Origin of the sequence: Streptomyces sp. NPDC088766, assembly GCF_044750845.1 — a bacterium.
Taxonomy (GTDB): Bacteria; Actinomycetota; Actinomycetes; order Streptomycetales; family Streptomycetaceae; genus Streptomyces.
Genome location: NZ_JBIVKQ010000022.1, coordinates 104,573 through 121,037 on the forward strand (window position 1 = coordinate 104,573; position 16,465 = coordinate 121,037).

Genomic DNA, 16,465 nt, shown 5'->3' on the forward strand with positions numbered 1-16,465 from the left:
AGCTCTGGATCATCAATAAGGGTGTGAGGTTCATGACGGTCCGACGGATACGGACAGCCGCCGCGGCGGCGATACTCACGGGTGTCGCCGCCTGCTCGGCCCCCGGCAACAGCACGGGAAGCGGCGACGCGGCCGACTCGGTCGTGATCGGGGTGGCCTCGGAGCCGGACACGCTCAGTCCGCTGCTCGGGTACGGCAAGGACGGCAACTCGAAGATCTTCGACGGGCTGCTCGCCCGCGGCGCCGACCTGAAGCTGAGACCGGCGCTCGCGAAGGCCCTGCCGGAGGTCGCCGCCGACGGCCTCACCTACACCTACACCCTGCGCGACGGCGTGAAGTTCAGCGACGGCGAGCCCCTGACCTCCGCCGACGTCGTCTTCACGTACGACACGATCCTCGACGCGAAGACCAACAACACCAACCGCAGCGAACTGGACGCCATCAAGGACGTGCGGGCGGACGGCCGCGACAAGGTGGTCTTCACCCTCAAGTACCCGTACGCGCCCTTCGCCGGGCGCACGGTCCTGCCCATCGTCCCCGAGCACGTCGCGGGCAGGCAGGATCCCAACACCGGCTCCTTCAACACCAAGCCGGTCGGCACCGGCCCCTACCTGCTCGCCTCCTGGAGCAAGGGCGAGAAGCTCACCTTCAAGGCCAACCCCGGCTACTGGGGCGGTGCGCCGAAGGTGAAGAAGGTGACCATGGCGGTCATCGCGGACGACGATGTACGCGCCACCCGGCTGCGTTCCGGCGACCTCGACGGCGCGATCCTGCCGCCCAATCTCGCCGCCACCTTCAAGAGCGACAAGGCGAAGAAGACGTACGACGCGAAGTCCTACGACTTCCGCACGGTGACCCTCCCGCAGGAGAACAAGGTCACCGGCGACCGGGCGATCCGCCAGGCCCTGGACACGGCCGTGGACCGGCAGGCCATGGTCGACAAGATCCTGGACGGCGCCGGGCGCCCGGCGTACGGGCCGCTGCCCGTCGACGACCCCTGGTTCGCCAAGGGCATCGAGCGCAAGCAGGACCTCACCAAGGCCAGGCAGATCCTGGACCAGGCGGGCTGGAAATCCGCCGACGGCGGCATCCGCGCCAAGGACGGACAGCGGGCCTCGTTCACCCTCCTCTACCCCTCCGGCGACAAGGTCCGCCAGGACCACGCCCTCGCCTACGCCTCCGACGCCAAGAAGGCCGGCATCGACGTGAAGGTGGAGAGCGCCACCTGGGAGGTCATCGAGCCACGCATGAAGAACACCGCGGTCCTGGCGGGCTTCGGCAGCAACGGCGACCCCGACTACGGCCTCTACACGCTGCTGCACTCCTCCCTCGCCGGCGACGGGTTCAACAACATGGCCCGCTACGACGACCCGGTCGTGGACAAGGCCCTGGACACCGGCCGCCACAGCTCGGACCCGGCGATCCGCAAGGCCGCCTACGACAGCCTCCAGCGCGAACTGGTGAAGAACCCCGGCTACACCTTCCTCACCCACATCGACCACGTGTACGTCCTCGCCGACCGCTGGGAGGGCCTGACCACGCAGGTCGAGCCGCACGAGCACGGCTTCGCCTCCGGCCCGTGGTGGAACCTCGAAGCCTGGCAGCCGAAGAAGTGAGGTCCTCCCTTCCCTGGGGAGCGATGGCACGACTGGCGGGCCGGAGGCTGCTGTTCGCCGCCCCGATCCTGCTTGTCGTGACCTTCGGCGTCTTCGCGATCGCCGCGGCCTCCCCCTTCGACCCCGTCAGGGCGTATGCGGGCACGGCAGCCCTGGGCGCCGACGCGGAGACGCTGGCGCGGCTGCGGGAGAACCTGGGCGTGGACCAGCCGTTCACCTCCCGCTGGTGGCACTGGCTGACCGCCGCGCTCGGCGGCGATCTCGGGCAGTCCAGCGTGCTGCGGCAGCCCGTTGCCCAGGTCATCGGCGAACGCCTCGTCTGGTCCTCGCTGTTGTGCGCGGTCGCGTTCGGGGTGGCCGTGCTGACGGGCACGGTGCTCGGGGTGCTCGCGGCCCGGCGCCCGGGATCGGTGCTCGACCGGATCATCACCTCCCTCGCCTACTCGCTGGAGGCGGCGCCCGTCTTCTGGCTCGCCCTGCTGGCCGTGTGGCTGTTCGCCCTGCACCTGGGTGTGCTCCCGGCCGGCGGTCTCACCGACACGGCGAGCGAGCAGGTCACACCGGGGCAGGTGGCCCGTCACCTCGTGCTGCCGGCCGGGGTGCTCGCCGTCTCCCAGCTGCCCTGGTTCACCTTGTACGTCCGCCAAGGCGTCGGCGACGCTCTCGCCGAGGACCCTGTAGGCGGGGCACGGGCCAGGGGGCTGAGTGAGCGAACGGTCCTGCTCGGCCATGCCCTGCGCTCCGGCCTGCTCCCGGTCCTCACCCTGGTCGGCTCCCGGGTGCCCGAACTCATCACCGGAGCCCTGCTGGTGGAGAGCGTCTTCAGCTGGCCCGGCATCGCTGCGGCCACCGTCCAGGCGGCCACCGCCGTCGACTTCCCGCTGCTCGCCGCCCTGACAACGCTGGCCACCGCCGCGGTCCTCGTCGGCAACCTCCTCGCCGACCTGCTCTACGGCCTGTTCGACCCGAGGGTGAAGTTCAGTGACATGTGAAGCGACTGGCGAGATGACAGGTGCATCGACGGCCGAGCCCGTCTGGCGGTCGTACGGCACGAGCCGCCGCTCCACCAGGACACTGCGGGTGCGCATCTCGCTGGCCCTGGTGGGTGTCATCGTCCTCGCCGTACTCCTGGTGCCACCGCTGGTGCAGCTCGACCAGCAGGCGGTCGACCTGGGCGCGAAGCTGCTGTCCCCGAGCTGGTCGCACCCCTTCGGCACCGACGACCTCGGCCGGGACCTGCTTTTGCGCTGTGTCTACGGCCTGCGGGTGTCCCTGCTGGTCGGAGTCGCGGCAGCCCTGGCGGCGACCGTGATCGGCGCGGCGGTCGGGGCGACGGCCGGGGCGCTGGGCGGCTGGGCCGACCGCGCCCTCATGAGGGTCGTCGACACCGTCTCCTCCGTACCCCACCTGCTGCTGGGCATCTTCATCGTCGCGATGTTCCGGCCGGGCGTCTGGCCGGTGGTGGTCTCGGTCGCGCTCACCCACTGGCTGTCGACCGCCCGGATCGTGCGCGCCGAGGTGCTGTCCCTGCGCTCGCGCCCCCACATCGACGCCGCCGTCTCCGGCGGCGCGTCCCGGTGGCGGGTCGCCGTACGGCACCTGCTGCCCGGTGTGCTGCCGCAGGCCACGCTGGCCGCCGTACTGATGGTGCCGCACGCCATGTGGCACGAATCCGCCCTCTCCTTCCTCGGACTCGGCCTGCCCACCCACACGGCCAGCCTCGGCAACCTCATCCAGGGCGCACGCGGCTCGCTGCTCGCCGGGCAGTGGTGGCCGACCCTCTTCCCGGGCCTGTTCATCATCGTGCCCACGCTCGCCATCGCCGGTCTCGCGGGGGCCTGGCGGGAGCGGATCAATCCCCGCCGCCGATCGGAGCTGATGCTGTGACCGACCCCACCCCGGTCCTCTCGGTACGCGGCCTGTCCGTGCGTTTCCTCATGCCGGGCGGGCGGCGGATCGCCGCCGTCACCGACGCGTACTTCGACGTGGCGGCCGGCGAGTGTCTCGCCCTGATCGGCGAGAGCGGCTGCGGCAAGTCGGTCCTCGCCTCCGCCCTGCTGGGTCTGCTGCCCGCCAACGCCCAGGGCGCGGGCGAGGCCCGGCTCGGTGATCTGGATCTGCTCGCCGCCGACGAACGGACGCTGGCGCGGACGGTACGGGGCCGCCTGATCGGCCTCATTCCGCAGAGTCCCGCCGCGCACCTCACGCCGGTGCGCACGGTCCGCTCCCAACTGGAAGAAGCCGTCAAGGCGTTGACCGACACGCGAGGACGGGCAGCCCTGCGATCCGCGGCCGAGGCAGCTGCCGAACGCGCCGCCTTCCCCGCCGGCCACCTCGACCACCACCCGCACGAACTCTCCGGCGGCCTGGCCCAGCGCGCCGCCACCGCTCTCGCCCTCGTCGGCGACGCGCCCCTGCTCCTGGCCGACGAGCCCACCACCGGCCTCGACCGCGACCTGGTGGACCACACCGTGGACGAACTACGCCGCCACGTCGACACCGGCCGACGCGCCCTGCTCGTGATCACCCACGACCTGGCCGCCGCCGAGCGCATCGCCGACCGCGTGGCCGTGATGTACGCGGGCCGGATCGTCGAACTCACCGACGCGAAAGCCTTCTTCGGCGCTCCCGGCCCCTGCCACCCCTACAGCCGCGGCCTCCTCCAGGCCCTCCCCGACCGCGCCTTCACCCCGATCCCCGGCATGCCGCCCGAACTCGGCGCCCTGCCCGACGGCTGCGCCTTCGCCGCGCGCTGCGAGCGGGCCACCGACGCCTGCACCGCACTTCCCCAGCCGGCCGACGGCGTCGCCTGCCACCACCCGCACGTACCGGAGGACCTCCGTGCTTGAACTGCACGACATCACCGCCGGCTACGACAAGAACACTCCCGTCGTCCGCAACGCCACCCTGGCCCTCGCTCCCGGCGAGAGCGTCGGGCTCCTGGGTCCCAGCGGCTGCGGCAAATCCACCCTGGCCCGGGTCGCAGCTCTGCTGCACCGCCCCGACACAGGAACGGTGACGCTCGACGGCGAACCCGTACGTGGCTGGCGCTACCGCGCCCCACGCCCTCAACGCACCGCCTTCGGCGTGGTCTTCCAGCAGCCCCGCCTCTCCGCCGACCCGCGGCTGCGGCTCACGGACCTGATCGCCGAGCCCCTGCGCGCCACCGGCCGGCGCGACGAAATTGCACCGCGCCTCGCCGAGTTGGTCCTGTCCGTCGGCCTCACCCCCGACCTCTTGGACCGCCGACCCCACGAGGTCAGCGACGGCCAGCTCCAACGCGCCTGCCTCGCCCGCGCCCTCGTCCTGCGTCCGCGCTGGCTGATCTGCGACGAGATGACCGCGATGCTCGACGCCTCCACCGCCGCCGCCCTGGTGGCGGCCGTCGAGGACTACCGCACCGCCACCGGTGCCGGACTGCTCGCCGTCGGCCACGACCAGGTGCTCCTGGACCGCTGGTGCGACCGCACCGTCCACTGGGAGAAAGTGACCGCCGCAGCGGCCGGGGAGTAGGCGGATGCAGTCCAGACGATCAGACGCGCCACCGTGCAGGACGCAGACCACCTCACCCGCCTGATCCACAGCTGCGCTGCCTGCCGGGGACCGTACGCCTCGATCGTCTCCGGCTACCGGGTCACCGCCGACCACATCGCCCGACACCGGGTCTTCGTGGCCGTCGATGAGGCCGAACGGCTCCAGGGCTTCTACGCCCTGCTGCTTGAGCCACCGGGAGCTGGACCTGGCGTTCGTGGCGGACGACGCTCAGGGAAGAGGTGTCGGCCGGCTCCTCATCGAGCACATGATCGCTCAGGGCAGAGCGGCCGGCCTGACCGAGGTACGGGTGGTCTGCCATCCCCCGGCCGAGGAGTTCTACCGACGCCTGGGCGCCGTACGGGTGGGCACGGTTGCCCCCTCACCACCGAAGGTCGACCGGGAGCGTCCCGAGTTGCGGTTCGCCATCACGTGAGCCCGCCCAACCACCCTTCAAGCCAGCCGCAGCAGCAGGAAGGCTCCCGCAGGCATCGGGCCTGCGGGAGCCTTCCGTTGTACCGCCTGCTCCGTGAAGGGTGAGAAGACGATCACGAGCAGGACGTCGGTGCCGACGTGCCTACGGCGTCACGGGCGCAGCAGCAGGCTGTCGCCGCGTTCCTTGGCGGCGGCGTAGCGCTTGGCCACGTCCTGCCAGTTGACGACGGCCCACATGGCGTCGATGAAGTCGACCTTCTGGTTCTTGTACTGGAGGTAGAAGGCGTGCTCCCACGCGTCGAAGACCAGGATCGGGGTCGAGCCCTGGCCGACGTTGCCCTGGTGGTCGTAGACCTGCTCGACGATCAGCCGGCCGCTGACCGGCTCGTAGGCCAGGACGCCCCAGCCGGAGCCCTGGGTGGTCGCGGCGGCCTTGGTGAGCTGGGCCTTGAAACCGGCGAAGGAGCCGAAGGACTCGGTGATCGCGTCGGCGAGGTCGCCCACGCCGTCGGCGGCCAGGGGCTCGCCGCCGCCGTCCTTCGGGCCGGTCATGTTCTGCCAGTAGATGCTGTGCAGGATGTGGCCGGACAGGTGGAAGGCCAGGTTCTTCTCCAGGCCGTTGATGGAGCCCCAGGTCTCCTTGTCCCGCGCCTCCGCCAGCTGCTCCAGCGTGTCGTTGGCGCCCTTGACGTAGGCGGCGTGGTGCTTGTCGTGGTGCAGCTCGATGATCTCGGGGCTGATGACGGGAGCGAGCGCCGCGTAGTCGTACGGAAGTTCCGGGAGCGTGTACACCGGCATGTCCAACGTCCTCCGACATAATTGCGAATGATGTGCAGCTGCACGCTAGCAGCAAGAAGTGTCGCTGCCGATCAGGCGTTGGACCTAGGACTCGGGGCCGTGTCAGGGCAGCTGCAAACAAGCCTTTGCCTGTGGACAGCGGACGCGGGAACAGGCGGAGGCGCGAGGCTGGTCCAGCAGCTGGCACATGACAGAGCGACAGTACGGTCGGACGCCCGCGTACGCCTGAAGCGGCACATATTGCGCCGCACTGCGGACGGCTCCGTTTGCCGACCCTCCTGTCCACGTCCGGGCGCCATATCTCCCGGGCCGGAGCTTTCGAGGAACTGGCCGGGTCCGGGCATGCCGTGAATCCCCGTCTCGGAGCTGGCGAGCCGGCACTTGTCCGAGGCGGTGGGCAGGATCGAGGAGCCGACGATGACGTACCCGATGATGTCCAGGTCCCGGCCCGAGACCCAGCCCCATAACGGGCCGTGCAGGTCCACCTTCTCGGCGATCAGGCCCAGCAGTTCGACCGCGCCGATGATGACGGCAACGGCGATGGAGGTGGATGCGGGGCACTGCCCATGGGACGGACGCTGTCAGGCGAGACAGCGCCCCGCATCCGGTTCGGGGTGGTGGCGGCACGGGTCGCGCCCGCACCTCCGGTTCCTCCTTCAGCACCGCCGACGAGCTCGCGCACGCCGGGGTACACATTCGAGGTGTTCTTATTGCACACTACCCGCAATAACAAAGCAATGGCAGAAAGGAGCGGGCGGTGGGTTCTCCCGTGGTTCTCGGGATCGAGTCGTCCTGCGATGAGACCGGGGTGGGACTGGTCCGGGACGGGCGACTGCTGGGGCACGCGCTGGCGTCGAGCATGGACGAGCACGACCGCTACGGCGGTGTCGTACCGGAGATCGCCGCCCGGGCGCATGTCCATGCGGTCCGGCCGGTGATCCAGCGCGCCCTGGACGCGGCTGGACTGCGGTTGACGGACGTCGGCGCGGTGGCGGTGACCACCGGGCCAGGCCTGTCCGGCGCGCTCCAGGTCGGCCTGGCCGCGGCGAAGGGACTCGCCTACGCACTGCGGGTTCCGCTCCACGGTGTCCACCATCTCGCCGGTCATGTCGCCGCCGACACCCTGGAACACGGCCCACTGCCCGACCCCTGCATGGTGCTGATCGTCTCCGGCGGGCACACTTCGCTTCTCGTCGTGCACGATCTGGCCCGCGATCCGATCCTCCACCTGGGGGACACCCTGGACGACGCCGCCGGGGAGTGCTTCGACAAGGTCGCACGGGTCTTCGGGCTGCCGTATCCCGGCGGTCCGGCCATCGACCGGACCGCGCGCGAGGGGGATCCACGCGCGGTTCCGTTCCCTCGCCCGCTGCCGGGTTCGCACGACTTTTCCTTCTCCGGTCTGAAGACGGCGGCGGCACGCTGGGCCGAGGAACACGCGGGCCGTGAGCTGCCGGTGGCCGATGGTGCGGCCTCGATCCAGGAGGCCGTCGCGGACGTACTGACCCGCAAGGCAGTGGCCGCCTGCCACGAGCACGGGGTGGGCACGCTGGTCATGGTCGGCGGCGTGGCCGCGAACACGCGGGTGCGATCACTGGCGGAGGAGCGGTGCCGGGCAGCCGGGATCGGCCTGCGCGTACCACCGATGAAACTCTGCACGGACAACGGCGCGATGATCGCCGCGGTCGGCGACCTCCTGGTCCGGGCCGGAGCCGAACCAGCACCGCTGGACGTGTCGATCGACCCGTCGGCACCCTTGGAGTACGCGGCGCTGCACCCGGGTACGACGGTCAGGTTCGTGGCGGCCTGATGGACATCCGGCTCTTCAAGGACGGCGCCCTTCTGGCCCGCACCTCCGCCCTACGCTCTCGGTACGTCGAAGCCTTCTGCGCCCCGCCCTGGAACGAGGACGAAGAGAAAGCGATCGAGTTCCTCGGCCGACTGGTCGGCAACGTCCGGCGCCCCGGCTTCACCGCCGCACTCGCCTTCGCCGGAACACAGGCCGTCGGCTTCGCCACGGCGTGGACGACAGCAGCACCCTTCCCCACCGACCGCTGCTACCCTCAGGCCACCGCCGGCCTGGGAGCGCAACGCACCGTGGAATGACTGTGCGGCGCCCGCGAGATCGACGAACCAGCCGTACACCCGGACGCCCATGGCACCGGGCCCGGCCGCCGCACTGCTGCGATCGGTCACCGCGGACGCCCCCGAAGGCCGCTCCCGGCTGATGACCTCCGTCCGCTCCCCACGCGCCGTCTCCTTCTACCGCCGCCAGGGTTGGACCCGAGCCACCCACCCTGCCCCCGAGGGCGAGGACATCGTGGTCTTCCTCGGGCCCCGCCACCCTGCCAAAACCCTCGCCCCTCTTCCCTTGTAGGCACCGAGATCCCACATACAGAAATGTGTGGGCATCCAGGACATCGAGCTGGCCGGTCGCGGCAAAGCGGCGCGGGGACGGACAGACAGGTAGGCCTCGGCGCGGGTTCAGTCCGGTGCGTCCCCCGACCCCCCCCAGAGGGTGCCGTGGGCAGCCGCCTCGAAATACCGCCTCGCCTGTCCCGGCCCTGGCGCGGCTCGCCTGAGGACGCGCCATCGACGCTCAGCTTCAGCCAGAAGAAGACACCTCGTACATGCACTGCCGACCGCATCAGAATCCGAGATGTCCGCCACAGAGCGACCCTGAACCGCATTTGACACCCGGAATGCCCGGACATGCCGCAGGGGCGGCAGACAGAAACAACGATACCCACAGCCCAGATTCGCCCCGGATTCGACCCCGAGGGTTTGTCCAGACGGTAAACATGGCCTCTGACCTGCGGAAATACGGGACAGCAGACGAGCAGGGCTGTACGCCGGGTTCTGTCGCCCGGTCGCCTCGCGGCGGCCGGGGAGACGGCCATCCATCTAGGACCGGCGTTGCCGCCGGCCTCGTGCGGTCTACCCGCGGACTCGGGCGGGCAGCCCTCGAACGTCCGCGCAGAGCGCTTTTCACGGCGCTCCTTTTGACCTTGCTCCGGGTGGGGTTTACCTAGCTGCCCAGGTCGCCCTGGGCACTGGTGGTCTCTTACACCACCGTTTCACCCTTACCGGGACCGCCCTCTTCGAAAAGAGCACAGCCCTGGCGGTCTGTTTTCTGTGGCACTGTCCCGCGGGTCACCCCGGGTGGCCGTTAGCCATCACCCTGCCCTGTGGAGCCCGGACGTTCCTCGGGAAGCCCCTGGGGGTTTCACGCGGCCGTCCGCCCGGCTCGTCTGCCGTGGGGACCATGCTACCGGGCGACGGCTCAGAGGAAGTCCGCGGTCTCCAGGTCGAAGGCGAAGGGCTCGGGGAGGGTGAGGGGTTTGCCGAAGGGGACGGTGGAGCGCTTTCGGTAATCCTCCTGCCCCGGGTCGCTGAGAAGCGTGACCTCGGAGGATTCACGATCGACGAGAAGGTAGTGCGGGATGCCGGCACGGGCGTAGCAGCGGCGTTTGACCTCGCGGTCGGCCTTCGGTTTGGTGGAGGTCACCTCCAGGACCATCACCACGCCCTGGCAGGGCATCCAGGGACCGGCGCCCCGGTAGAGCCTCAGCACCTCGGGAGCGAACGTCCCGTCCGGAATCACATGGTCCTTGGGACAGCCTTCCGCTTTCCCCAGCTTCAACCCCTTGTTCCCGGAGAACTGCATATCAGTTCGGGACTTCCTGATCACCTGGGCCACGATCAACCCGATGTAGTCCTCGTGATCCCCGTCCGGCGGCGGTGTCACAACGATCTCCCCCTCGACAAGCTCCGCCCGGAAGCCTTCCGGGGTGTCCAGGGCGAGGAAGCCCTCCAGCAGGACCTCTTCCTGCGTGAGCGGCTCGTGGGCCATGGCAGTCACGTCACGCCCCTCCTTCGGTCGCTCGCCAGACTGGGGCATCGGTGGATCACCTGTCCGTGGGATCGGGAACCGTTCCCTCGATCGTGGCACAGGATCATCACCACCGTCGGGACACCGCTCGCTCGACCCCGCCGTGACGCGAACCGGCACCCCTTACGCTGGCGTGGAGTTCTGCCCGAAGGAGAAACGCGCGTGCTGGTCCTGCTGCCCCCGTCCGAAGGAAAGGCCGCTCCCGGCCGTGGCGTCCCGCTGAAGCCGGAGTCGCTGTCGCTGCCGGGGCTCGCCGCCGCGCGGGAGGCGGTGCTGGGCGAGCTGGTCGAGCTGTGTGCCGGGGACGAGGAGAAGGCGCGCGAGGTGCTCGGGCTGAGCGAGGGGCTGCGTGGCGAGATCGCGAAGAACGCCGGGTTGCGCACCGCGGGCACGCGGCCGGCCGGGGAGGTCTACACGGGCGTGCTGTACGACGCCCTGGACCTGGCGTCGCTCGACGCGGCCGCCGGGCGGCGGGCGGCCCGTTCGCTGCTGGTGTTCTCGGGGCTGTGGGGTGCCGTGCGGGTGACGGACCGGATCCCGTCGTACCGCTGCTCGATGGGGGTGCGGCTGCCGGGGCTGGGGGCGCTGGGCGCGCACTGGCGGGCGCCGATGGCACAGGTGCTGCCCGAGGCGGCCGGGGACGGGCTGGTGCTGGACCTGCGGTCGGCGGCGTACGCGGCGGCGTGGAAGCCGAAGGGGGAGGTGGCCGCGCGGACGGCGAGCGTGCGGGTGCTGCACGCGCCGACCCGGAAGGTGGTCAGCCACTTCAACAAGGCGACGAAGGGCCGGATCGTCCGGAGCCTGCTGACGGCGGGCATCGCCCCCGAGGACCCGGCCGCCCTGGTGGTGGCGCTGCGGGACCTCGGTCACACGGTGGAGGAGCAGGCGCCCGCGCGGGCGGGGGCGGTCTGGACGCTGGACGTGCTGGTGGACGAGATCCACTGACACCGACCGGCTCTGTTGCATCATCTGCAACGACCTTTGCGCACAATGCGCCACGAGGGCAGGATGAGGCGCATGACCTCAGCCCTGCCCTCCCCTTCGGCTGCCTCGGTACTGGATCTCGCGCCCGTCGTGCCCGTGGTGGTCGTGGCGGACGTCGCCGACGCGGTGCCGCTGGCGCGGGCGCTGGTCGCGGGCGGGCTGCCGGCGATCGAGGTGACCCTGCGCACCCCGGTCGCCCTCGACGCGATCCGCGAGATCGCCGGCGCGGTACCGGGCGCGGTGGTGGGGGCCGGGACGGTGCTCACGCCGGAGCAGGTGACGGACTGCCGGGCGGCCGGGGCGCGGTTCCTGGTGAGCCCCGGCTGGACGGACGTGCTCCTGACGGCGATGCGGGCGTCCGGGCTGCCCTTCCTGCCCGGGGTGTCGACCGCCTCGGAGGTCGTGGCGCTGCTGGAACGCGGGGTGCGGGAGATGAAGTTCTTCCCCGCGCAGGCGGCGGGCGGTACGCCCTACCTGCGGTCGCTGGCCGGCCCGTTGCCGCAGGCCCGCTTCTGCCCGACCGGCGGCATCGGTCCCGACAACGCCGCGGAGTATCTGTCCCTGCCCAACGTCGGCTGTGTGGGAGGCAGTTGGATGGTGCCGGCGGACGCGGTGGCGGCGCGGGACTGGACGCGGGTGACGGACCTGGCGCGGGCCGCCTCGCGGCTCACGCGCGCAGGTGGGACGTGTCGTTGAGGAGGCGGACGCTGGCGTTGCCGTCCGCGTAGTACGCCACGACCGACAGCGAGGCCGCCGACAGCTCCATCCGGAACAGCGCCTCGGGCGGGGCGTCCAGGGCGAGCCTGACCAGGGTCTTGATCGGGGTCACGTGGGTGACCAGCAGGACCGTACGCCCCGCGTACGCCGCGACCAGCCGGTCGCGGGTGGCGGCGATCCGGGTCGCCGTCGCCGCGAAGCTCTCGCCGCCGCCGGTCGGTTCGGCCTCCGGGTCGGCCAGCCAGGCGTTCAGGTCGTCGGGGTGGCGCTCGCGGACCTCACCGAAGGTGAGCCCCTCCCAGGCGCCGAAGTCCGTCTCGCGCAGCCCGTCGTCGACGGCGACCTCCAGCCCGAGGCGGGCCGCGACGGCCGCGGCGGTCTCCCGCGTCCGCGCGAGCGGCGAGGTGACGATGTGCTGGACGGTGCCCCGCCGGGCCAGCGCCGCCGCGACCCGCTCGGCCTGCTCCCGCCCGACGGCCGAGAGCGCGGGATCGCTCCCGCCGCTCCCGGAGAACCGTTTCTCGGGCGTGAGCGGCGTCTCGCCGTGCCGGAGCAGCACGAAGGTGGCGGGCGCTCCGAGGTCGGGGGCGGACCCCCAGCCGACGGAGGGCTGCGCCTGTCCGGCCGAGGCGGGGGCGGCGGGAGAAGCGGTGGTGGACGTGGAGGCGAGGGTGCGGGCGGCGCGGCGGTCAGCGCCGGCGCGGCCCCCGGCGGGAGGCGTGCCCGCCGCTTCTCCGGCGGAGGCGGCAGGCGCGGCCGTATCGGCCGTATCTGCCGTATCTGCCGTATCGGGCGTATCGGCCGTATCGGGCGCATTCACGTCGCCGGGCTGTCCGGCGGAGGGCGAGGTTGCCGCCGTGCGCGCCGTGGCGGCCACTGCCTCGTCCACGCCGTCAGCGGGGGTCGAGGCACCGGTCGTACGTCCCCTCGCCAGGGCTTCGCGGGCCCTCGCCGCGCCGGCGGCCGCGTCTGCGGGCGGGCCCTGGGGCGGGAGGTCGGCCCGGGCGGTCCGGGACCGGTCGGCGGTGGCGGCGAGCGCCGCCCCGGACGCCCCGGCGTCCCACTGCTCGCCCCGCTTGCCGGCGTCCATCGCCTCGTTGGCCAGGCGGTCGGCGTGCTTGTTCCGCTCCCGGGGGATCCACTCGTAGGTGACCTGGCCCGGTGGGTAGATCCGGGCGGCCTCCGTGGCCAGGGGCTTCATGTCGGGGTGCTTGATCTTCCAGCGGCCCGACATCTGCTCGACGACGAGCTTGGAGTCCATGCGGACCCGCACCGGGGCGGCGGGGTCCAGTTCGCGGGCGGCGCGCAGGCCGGCCAGCAGCCCCCGGTACTCGGCGACGTTGTTGGTGGCGATACCGATGTACTCGGCCCGCTCGGCGAGGGTCTCCCCCGTCGCCGCGTCGATGACCACGCTGCCGTAGCCCGCGGGCCCCGGGTTGCCCCGGGACCCTCCGTCGGCCTCGACGACGAACTCCCGCACCCCGCCCGCCCCTACAGGCCGGACTCGGAGGTCCGCACCAGGATCCGACGGCAGTTCTCGCACCGTACGACGGTGTCGGGGGCGGCCTTGCGGATGTCGTTGATGTCGGTGATCGCCAGCTCCTGGCGGCAGCCCTGGCAGGTGCGCTGGTAGAGCTTGGCCGCGCCGATGCCGCCCTGCTGCTCGCGCAGCTTGTCGTAGAGCTTGAGCAGGTCGGCGGGGACGGTGGCGGCGATGACCTCGCGCTCCTTGGTCACGGAGGCGATCTCGCCGTCGATCGTCTCGAACGCGGCGTCGCGGCGGGCGGTCGCGTCGTCGATGCGGCCCTGGACGGAGCCGACGCGCTCGGTCAGCTCGGCGGCCCGCTCCTGGGCGGCCTCGCGGCGTTCCATGACCTCCAGGACGACGTCCTCGAGGTCGCCCTGGCGCTTGGCGAGGGAGACGATCTCACGCTGGAGGTTCTCCAGGTCCTTCGGGGAGGTGACGGCGCCGGAGTCGAGGCGCTGCTGGTCGCGGGCGGCGCGCTGACGGACCTGGTCGACGTCCTGCTCGGCCTTGGTCTGCTCGCGGGCGGTGTCGCTCTCCTCCGTCTGCGCGGCCACCAGGAGGTCGCGCAGCTGCGTGAGGTCCTTGGTCAGCGACTCGATCTCGGCGTGCTCGGGCAGCGAGCGGCGCCTGTGCGCGAGCTGCTGGAGGCGGACGTCGAGGTCCTGGACGTCGAGGAGTCGGATCTGGTCGGCGGGCGCGGCGTTCAGTTGGGGGCTCCAGGTGAAGGGAATCGGCTGGTCCAGGGGTCGGTGACCGTCTTCGAGACGTGGACCCGCAGACCCCAGCCGTGGCGGTCGGAGATCTCGTCGAGCTGGGCTGCGGCCAGCTCGCACCAGGGCCACTCGGTGGCCCAGTGCGCCGCGTCGAGCAGCGCGAGAGGTGCGTGGGCGCCGTGGGCGCCGTGCTCGCGGGCCTCGGACACCGGGTGGTGGCGCAGGTCCGCGGTGAGGAAGGCGTCGACGCCCGCGGCGCGGACGTGGTCGAAGAGGCTGTCGCCGGAACCGCCGCTGACCGCGACGGTCCGCACGGTCGCGTCCGGGTCGCCCGCCACCCGGACGCCCTGCACGGTGGCGGGCAGCCGCTCGGCGGCGCGGGCGGCGAACTCGCGGACGGTGAGCGGGTGGTCGAGTTCGCAGATCCGGCCGAGGCCGCGGCGCCCTTCGGGGTCGCCGGGGTCGGGCACGAGGGGCCCCACGACGCGCAGGTCGAGGGCGCCGGCGAGGGCGTCGCTGACACCGGGGTCGGCGGTGTCGGCGTTGGTGTGGGCGACGTGCAGGGCGATGTCGTGCTTGATGAGGGTGTGCACGACGCGGCCCTTGAAGGTGGAGGCCGCGACGGTCGTCGTCCCGCGGAGGTAGAGCGGGTGATGGGTGACGATCAGGTCGGCGCCCAGCTCCACCGCCTCGTCGACGATCTCCTGGACGGGGTCGACGGCGAAGAGGACCCGCTCGACGTCCTGGCCGGGTTCGCCCACGACGGTGCCGACCGCGTCCCAGGACTCGGCCCGCTCGGCGGGCCACAGGTTCTCCAGCGCGGTGATGACTTCAGACAGACGGGGCACGGGGAAAGGCTACCTGGCCGCCCCGCGCCCCCGTACCGCCGCCGGTCGGGAGGCGGGCGCGGGGACACACCGTCCCAAGCCCATGCACAACCCCCACAACACCCGGAGCAGAATCGCTTCTGCGCCACTCGTACGAGCGAAGTCCCCGCCCGCCGACGCCCCGCCCGCGCGTACGAAAACTAGCTTCGTCGCCGGAGGTGACCGAACGATGACGGCCTGTGCGATCGAACCCACCGCGGAGACCGGGGACGACGGCCCGACGCCGCACGCGCCCTGCGCGATCACGGCGGACGGCACCTACGCCGCACGTCTCGCCCGCGACGGCGATTCCTGGTTCCCGGAGCGCTGGACACTGGACGGCCCCGAGCCGTACGCCGTACCGCTGCCCGCCCACCAGCCGGAGGAGCCCGGCACGGAGGTGCAGCCGATGGCGGACGGGCGGGTCCTGATCCGCCGGCTGTCGCAGGGGCGGCACGCCTTCTCCCTGCTGTACCCGACCGGCCCCGGCACGGGCGAGCTGCCGCTGGGCGCGGTCGAGTGCCCGGACGGGGACACCGTCCTGCGGCTGCTGCCCCCGGCACCGGGCGGACAGCGGGCGTACGCCGTCGCCGTGTGCCGGCGTTCGACGGCGCTGTGGCTGGTGGCGGGCGGCGCCTTCGGCCCCGAGCACCTCGCCGAGATCCCGGGCCGCTGCTCGGGCGGGGTGTGGCTGGACCGGACCGGCCGCATGCTGGCCCTGGACCGTGAGACGGAGGGCCGCACCAAGACGGTCGTGGTGGACCTGGAGCGGGGCGGCGAGGTGTCCCCGCTGCTCCAGATCGCCGACGGCAGCGACGACCGGCTGCTGCTCGCCGCCCCGGACAGCGGACTGCTCCTGATCAGCTCGGACGCGCCGTCGCCCGGTGAGCCCCGGCTCGGCTGGGGGGTGCTGGGCAGCACCCTGCCGGTGCGTTTCCCCCGGTCGCTGCGGCTCACCGGCCACGCGCTGACGCCGTTCGCGGTACAGCCGGGTCAGGTGCTGGTGCCGGAGAACTGCGCGGTGGCCCTGCGCGTCGACGGCCCGTTCGGGAGCTGGGTCGGGGTGTGGCGTCCGGCGGACCGGCGGTTGCGTGAGTTCGCGGCGCCGCGGGGCTGGCTGGCGGGCAGCGGGCTGTGGACGGAGGACGGGGTGCTGCGGCTGCCGTACGCGACGGAGGCGGAACCCTGCGGGGTCGCGCGGGTGGCGGTGCCGGCCGCGGGTGCGGAACAGCGCCCGAGCGGCACCGCCGAGGGCGTCCCCGACACCGCCGCCGAGGCCCTGGAACCGGAACCTCCGGAACCTGTCGCACCCCGGCCCGTACCGCTCCAACAGGCGCCCCTGGCACGGCTTGTAACGAAGTAGCGGCGGTTGGCACGGCCGCCTG

General features: G+C 72.0%; 15 protein-coding genes, 1 other RNA gene and 2 pseudogenes. 11 read left to right on the forward strand and 7 right to left on the reverse strand.

Annotated features, from left to right (window positions below; genetic code table 11):
- Positions 1 to 32 precede the first annotated feature (32 nt).
- The 6 genes and pseudogenes from ACIP5W_RS26880 to ACIP5W_RS26905 all read left to right on the forward strand — a co-directional run bounded on the left by ACIP5W_RS26880 (position 33) and on the right by ACIP5W_RS26905 (position 5,583).
- Positions 33 to 1,616 (forward strand): ABC transporter substrate-binding protein, encoded by a 1,584-nt coding sequence (locus ACIP5W_RS26880; RefSeq protein ID WP_401478723.1) that lies wholly within the window; start codon positions 33 to 35, stop codon positions 1,614 to 1,616.
- 23 nt (positions 1,617 to 1,639) lie between these two features.
- The gene (locus ACIP5W_RS26885) at positions 1,640 to 2,608 is read left to right on the forward strand and encodes an ABC transporter permease (protein WP_401478628.1); all 969 of its coding nucleotides are present in this window, start codon (positions 1,640 to 1,642) and stop codon (positions 2,606 to 2,608) included.
- A gap of 13 nt (positions 2,609 to 2,621) precedes the next feature.
- A complete protein-coding gene (locus tag ACIP5W_RS26890; RefSeq protein WP_401478631.1) occupies positions 2,622 to 3,503 on the forward strand; it encodes an ABC transporter permease in 882 nt (293 codons plus the stop codon).
- Entirely contained in the window at positions 3,500 to 4,465 is a 966-nt protein-coding gene (locus ACIP5W_RS26895; RefSeq protein WP_401478633.1) for an ABC transporter ATP-binding protein, read from the forward strand. Before ACIP5W_RS26890 ends, ACIP5W_RS26895 begins: the two co-directional genes overlap by 4 nt.
- Positions 4,458 to 5,129 (forward strand): ABC transporter ATP-binding protein, encoded by a 672-nt coding sequence (locus ACIP5W_RS26900; protein WP_401478636.1) that lies wholly within the window; start codon positions 4,458 to 4,460, stop codon positions 5,127 to 5,129. Before ACIP5W_RS26895 ends, ACIP5W_RS26900 begins: the two co-directional genes overlap by 8 nt.
- A gap of 18 nt (positions 5,130 to 5,147) precedes the next feature.
- Positions 5,148 to 5,583 (forward strand): annotated as a pseudogene (locus ACIP5W_RS26905) (GNAT family N-acetyltransferase).
- Between the two features lie 149 nt (positions 5,584 to 5,732).
- Here the strand turns inward: ACIP5W_RS26905 and ACIP5W_RS26910 are convergent.
- On the reverse strand, positions 5,733 to 6,380 hold the full coding sequence (locus ACIP5W_RS26910; RefSeq protein WP_401478639.1) for a superoxide dismutase: 648 nt from the start codon (positions 6,378 to 6,380) through the stop codon (positions 5,733 to 5,735).
- Positions 6,381 to 6,451: 71 nt separating this feature from the next.
- The gene (locus tag ACIP5W_RS26915; RefSeq protein WP_401478726.1) at positions 6,452 to 6,922 is read right to left on the reverse strand and encodes a hypothetical protein; all 471 of its coding nucleotides are present in this window, start codon (positions 6,920 to 6,922) and stop codon (positions 6,452 to 6,454) included.
- 215 nt (positions 6,923 to 7,137) lie between these two features.
- Here ACIP5W_RS26915 and tsaD point away from each other — a divergent pair, with 215 nt between their 5' ends.
- Together tsaD and ACIP5W_RS26925 are read left to right on the forward strand one after the other, a co-directional pair.
- Positions 7,138 to 8,190, forward strand: coding sequence for a tRNA (adenosine(37)-N6)-threonylcarbamoyltransferase complex transferase subunit TsaD (gene tsaD / locus ACIP5W_RS26920; RefSeq protein ID WP_401478642.1), 1,053 nt, complete (start codon positions 7,138 to 7,140; stop codon positions 8,188 to 8,190).
- Positions 8,190 to 8,757 (forward strand): annotated as a pseudogene (locus ACIP5W_RS26925) (GNAT family N-acetyltransferase). Before tsaD ends, ACIP5W_RS26925 begins: the two are co-directional and overlap by 1 nt.
- Before the next feature lie 455 nt (positions 8,758 to 9,212).
- Here the strand turns inward: ACIP5W_RS26925 and rnpB are convergent.
- Positions 9,213 to 9,630: RNase P RNA component class A (gene rnpB / locus ACIP5W_RS26930), an RNA gene on the reverse strand.
- A 33-nt stretch (positions 9,631 to 9,663) separates the two neighbouring features.
- The gene (locus ACIP5W_RS26935) at positions 9,664 to 10,233 is read right to left on the reverse strand and encodes a Uma2 family endonuclease (protein WP_401478729.1); all 570 of its coding nucleotides are present in this window, start codon (positions 10,231 to 10,233) and stop codon (positions 9,664 to 9,666) included.
- 201 nt (positions 10,234 to 10,434) lie between these two features.
- Between ACIP5W_RS26935 and yaaA the strand changes: the two genes are divergently transcribed.
- Positions 10,435 to 11,217, forward strand: a complete 783-nt coding sequence (gene yaaA / locus ACIP5W_RS26940; RefSeq protein WP_401478645.1) for a peroxide stress protein YaaA — start codon at positions 10,435 to 10,437, stop codon at positions 11,215 to 11,217.
- Positions 11,218 to 11,289: 72 nt separating this feature from the next.
- Positions 11,290 to 11,952, forward strand: coding sequence for a bifunctional 4-hydroxy-2-oxoglutarate aldolase/2-dehydro-3-deoxy-phosphogluconate aldolase (gene eda, locus ACIP5W_RS26945; RefSeq protein WP_401478648.1), 663 nt, complete (start codon positions 11,290 to 11,292; stop codon positions 11,950 to 11,952).
- On the opposite strand, the gene ACIP5W_RS26950 is transcribed toward eda, so the two are convergent.
- From ACIP5W_RS26950 to ACIP5W_RS26960, 3 genes are read right to left on the reverse strand one after another with little or no spacing between them, the layout of a single operon-like run.
- Complete coding sequence (locus tag ACIP5W_RS26950; protein ID WP_401478651.1) at positions 11,924 to 13,453, reverse strand: bifunctional RNase H/acid phosphatase; 1,530 nt, start codon at positions 13,451 to 13,453, stop codon at positions 11,924 to 11,926. The genes eda and ACIP5W_RS26950 overlap by 29 nt on opposite strands.
- 11 nt (positions 13,454 to 13,464) lie before the next feature.
- Positions 13,465 to 14,208, reverse strand: a complete 744-nt coding sequence (locus tag ACIP5W_RS26955) for a zinc ribbon domain-containing protein (RefSeq protein WP_401478732.1) — start codon at positions 14,206 to 14,208, stop codon at positions 13,465 to 13,467.
- Positions 14,205 to 15,062 (reverse strand): Nif3-like dinuclear metal center hexameric protein, encoded by an 858-nt coding sequence (locus ACIP5W_RS26960; RefSeq protein WP_401478654.1) that lies wholly within the window; start codon positions 15,060 to 15,062, stop codon positions 14,205 to 14,207. The genes ACIP5W_RS26955 and ACIP5W_RS26960 overlap by 4 nt, the downstream gene beginning before the upstream one ends.
- Positions 15,063 to 15,270: 208 nt before the next feature.
- Between ACIP5W_RS26960 and ACIP5W_RS26965 the strand changes: the two genes are divergently transcribed.
- On the forward strand, positions 15,271 to 16,443 hold the full coding sequence (locus ACIP5W_RS26965; RefSeq protein WP_401478657.1) for a hypothetical protein: 1,173 nt from the start codon (positions 15,271 to 15,273) through the stop codon (positions 16,441 to 16,443).
- Positions 16,444 to 16,465 lie beyond the last annotated feature (22 nt).

What these genes read in the sequence shown, in the direction of transcription:
- ACIP5W_RS26880 (WP_401478723.1), top strand. Translation starts at nt 33, where the DNA reads ATGACGGTCCGACGGATACGGACAGCCGCCGCGGCGGCGATACTCACG.
- ACIP5W_RS26885 (WP_401478628.1), top strand. Translation starts at nt 1,640, where the DNA reads ATGGCACGACTGGCGGGCCGGAGGCTGCTGTTCGCCGCCCCGATCCTG.
- ACIP5W_RS26890 (WP_401478631.1), top strand. Translation starts at nt 2,622, where the DNA reads ATGACAGGTGCATCGACGGCCGAGCCCGTCTGGCGGTCGTACGGCACG.
- ACIP5W_RS26910 (WP_401478639.1), bottom strand. Translation starts at nt 6,380, where the DNA reads ATGCCGGTGTACACGCTCCCGGAACTTCCGTACGACTACGCGGCGCTC.
- ACIP5W_RS26935 (WP_401478729.1), bottom strand. Translation starts at nt 10,233, where the DNA reads ATGGCCCACGAGCCGCTCACGCAGGAAGAGGTCCTGCTGGAGGGCTTC.
- eda (WP_401478648.1), top strand. Translation starts at nt 11,290, where the DNA reads ATGACCTCAGCCCTGCCCTCCCCTTCGGCTGCCTCGGTACTGGATCTC.
- ACIP5W_RS26965 (WP_401478657.1), top strand. Translation starts at nt 15,271, where the DNA reads ATGACGGCCTGTGCGATCGAACCCACCGCGGAGACCGGGGACGACGGC.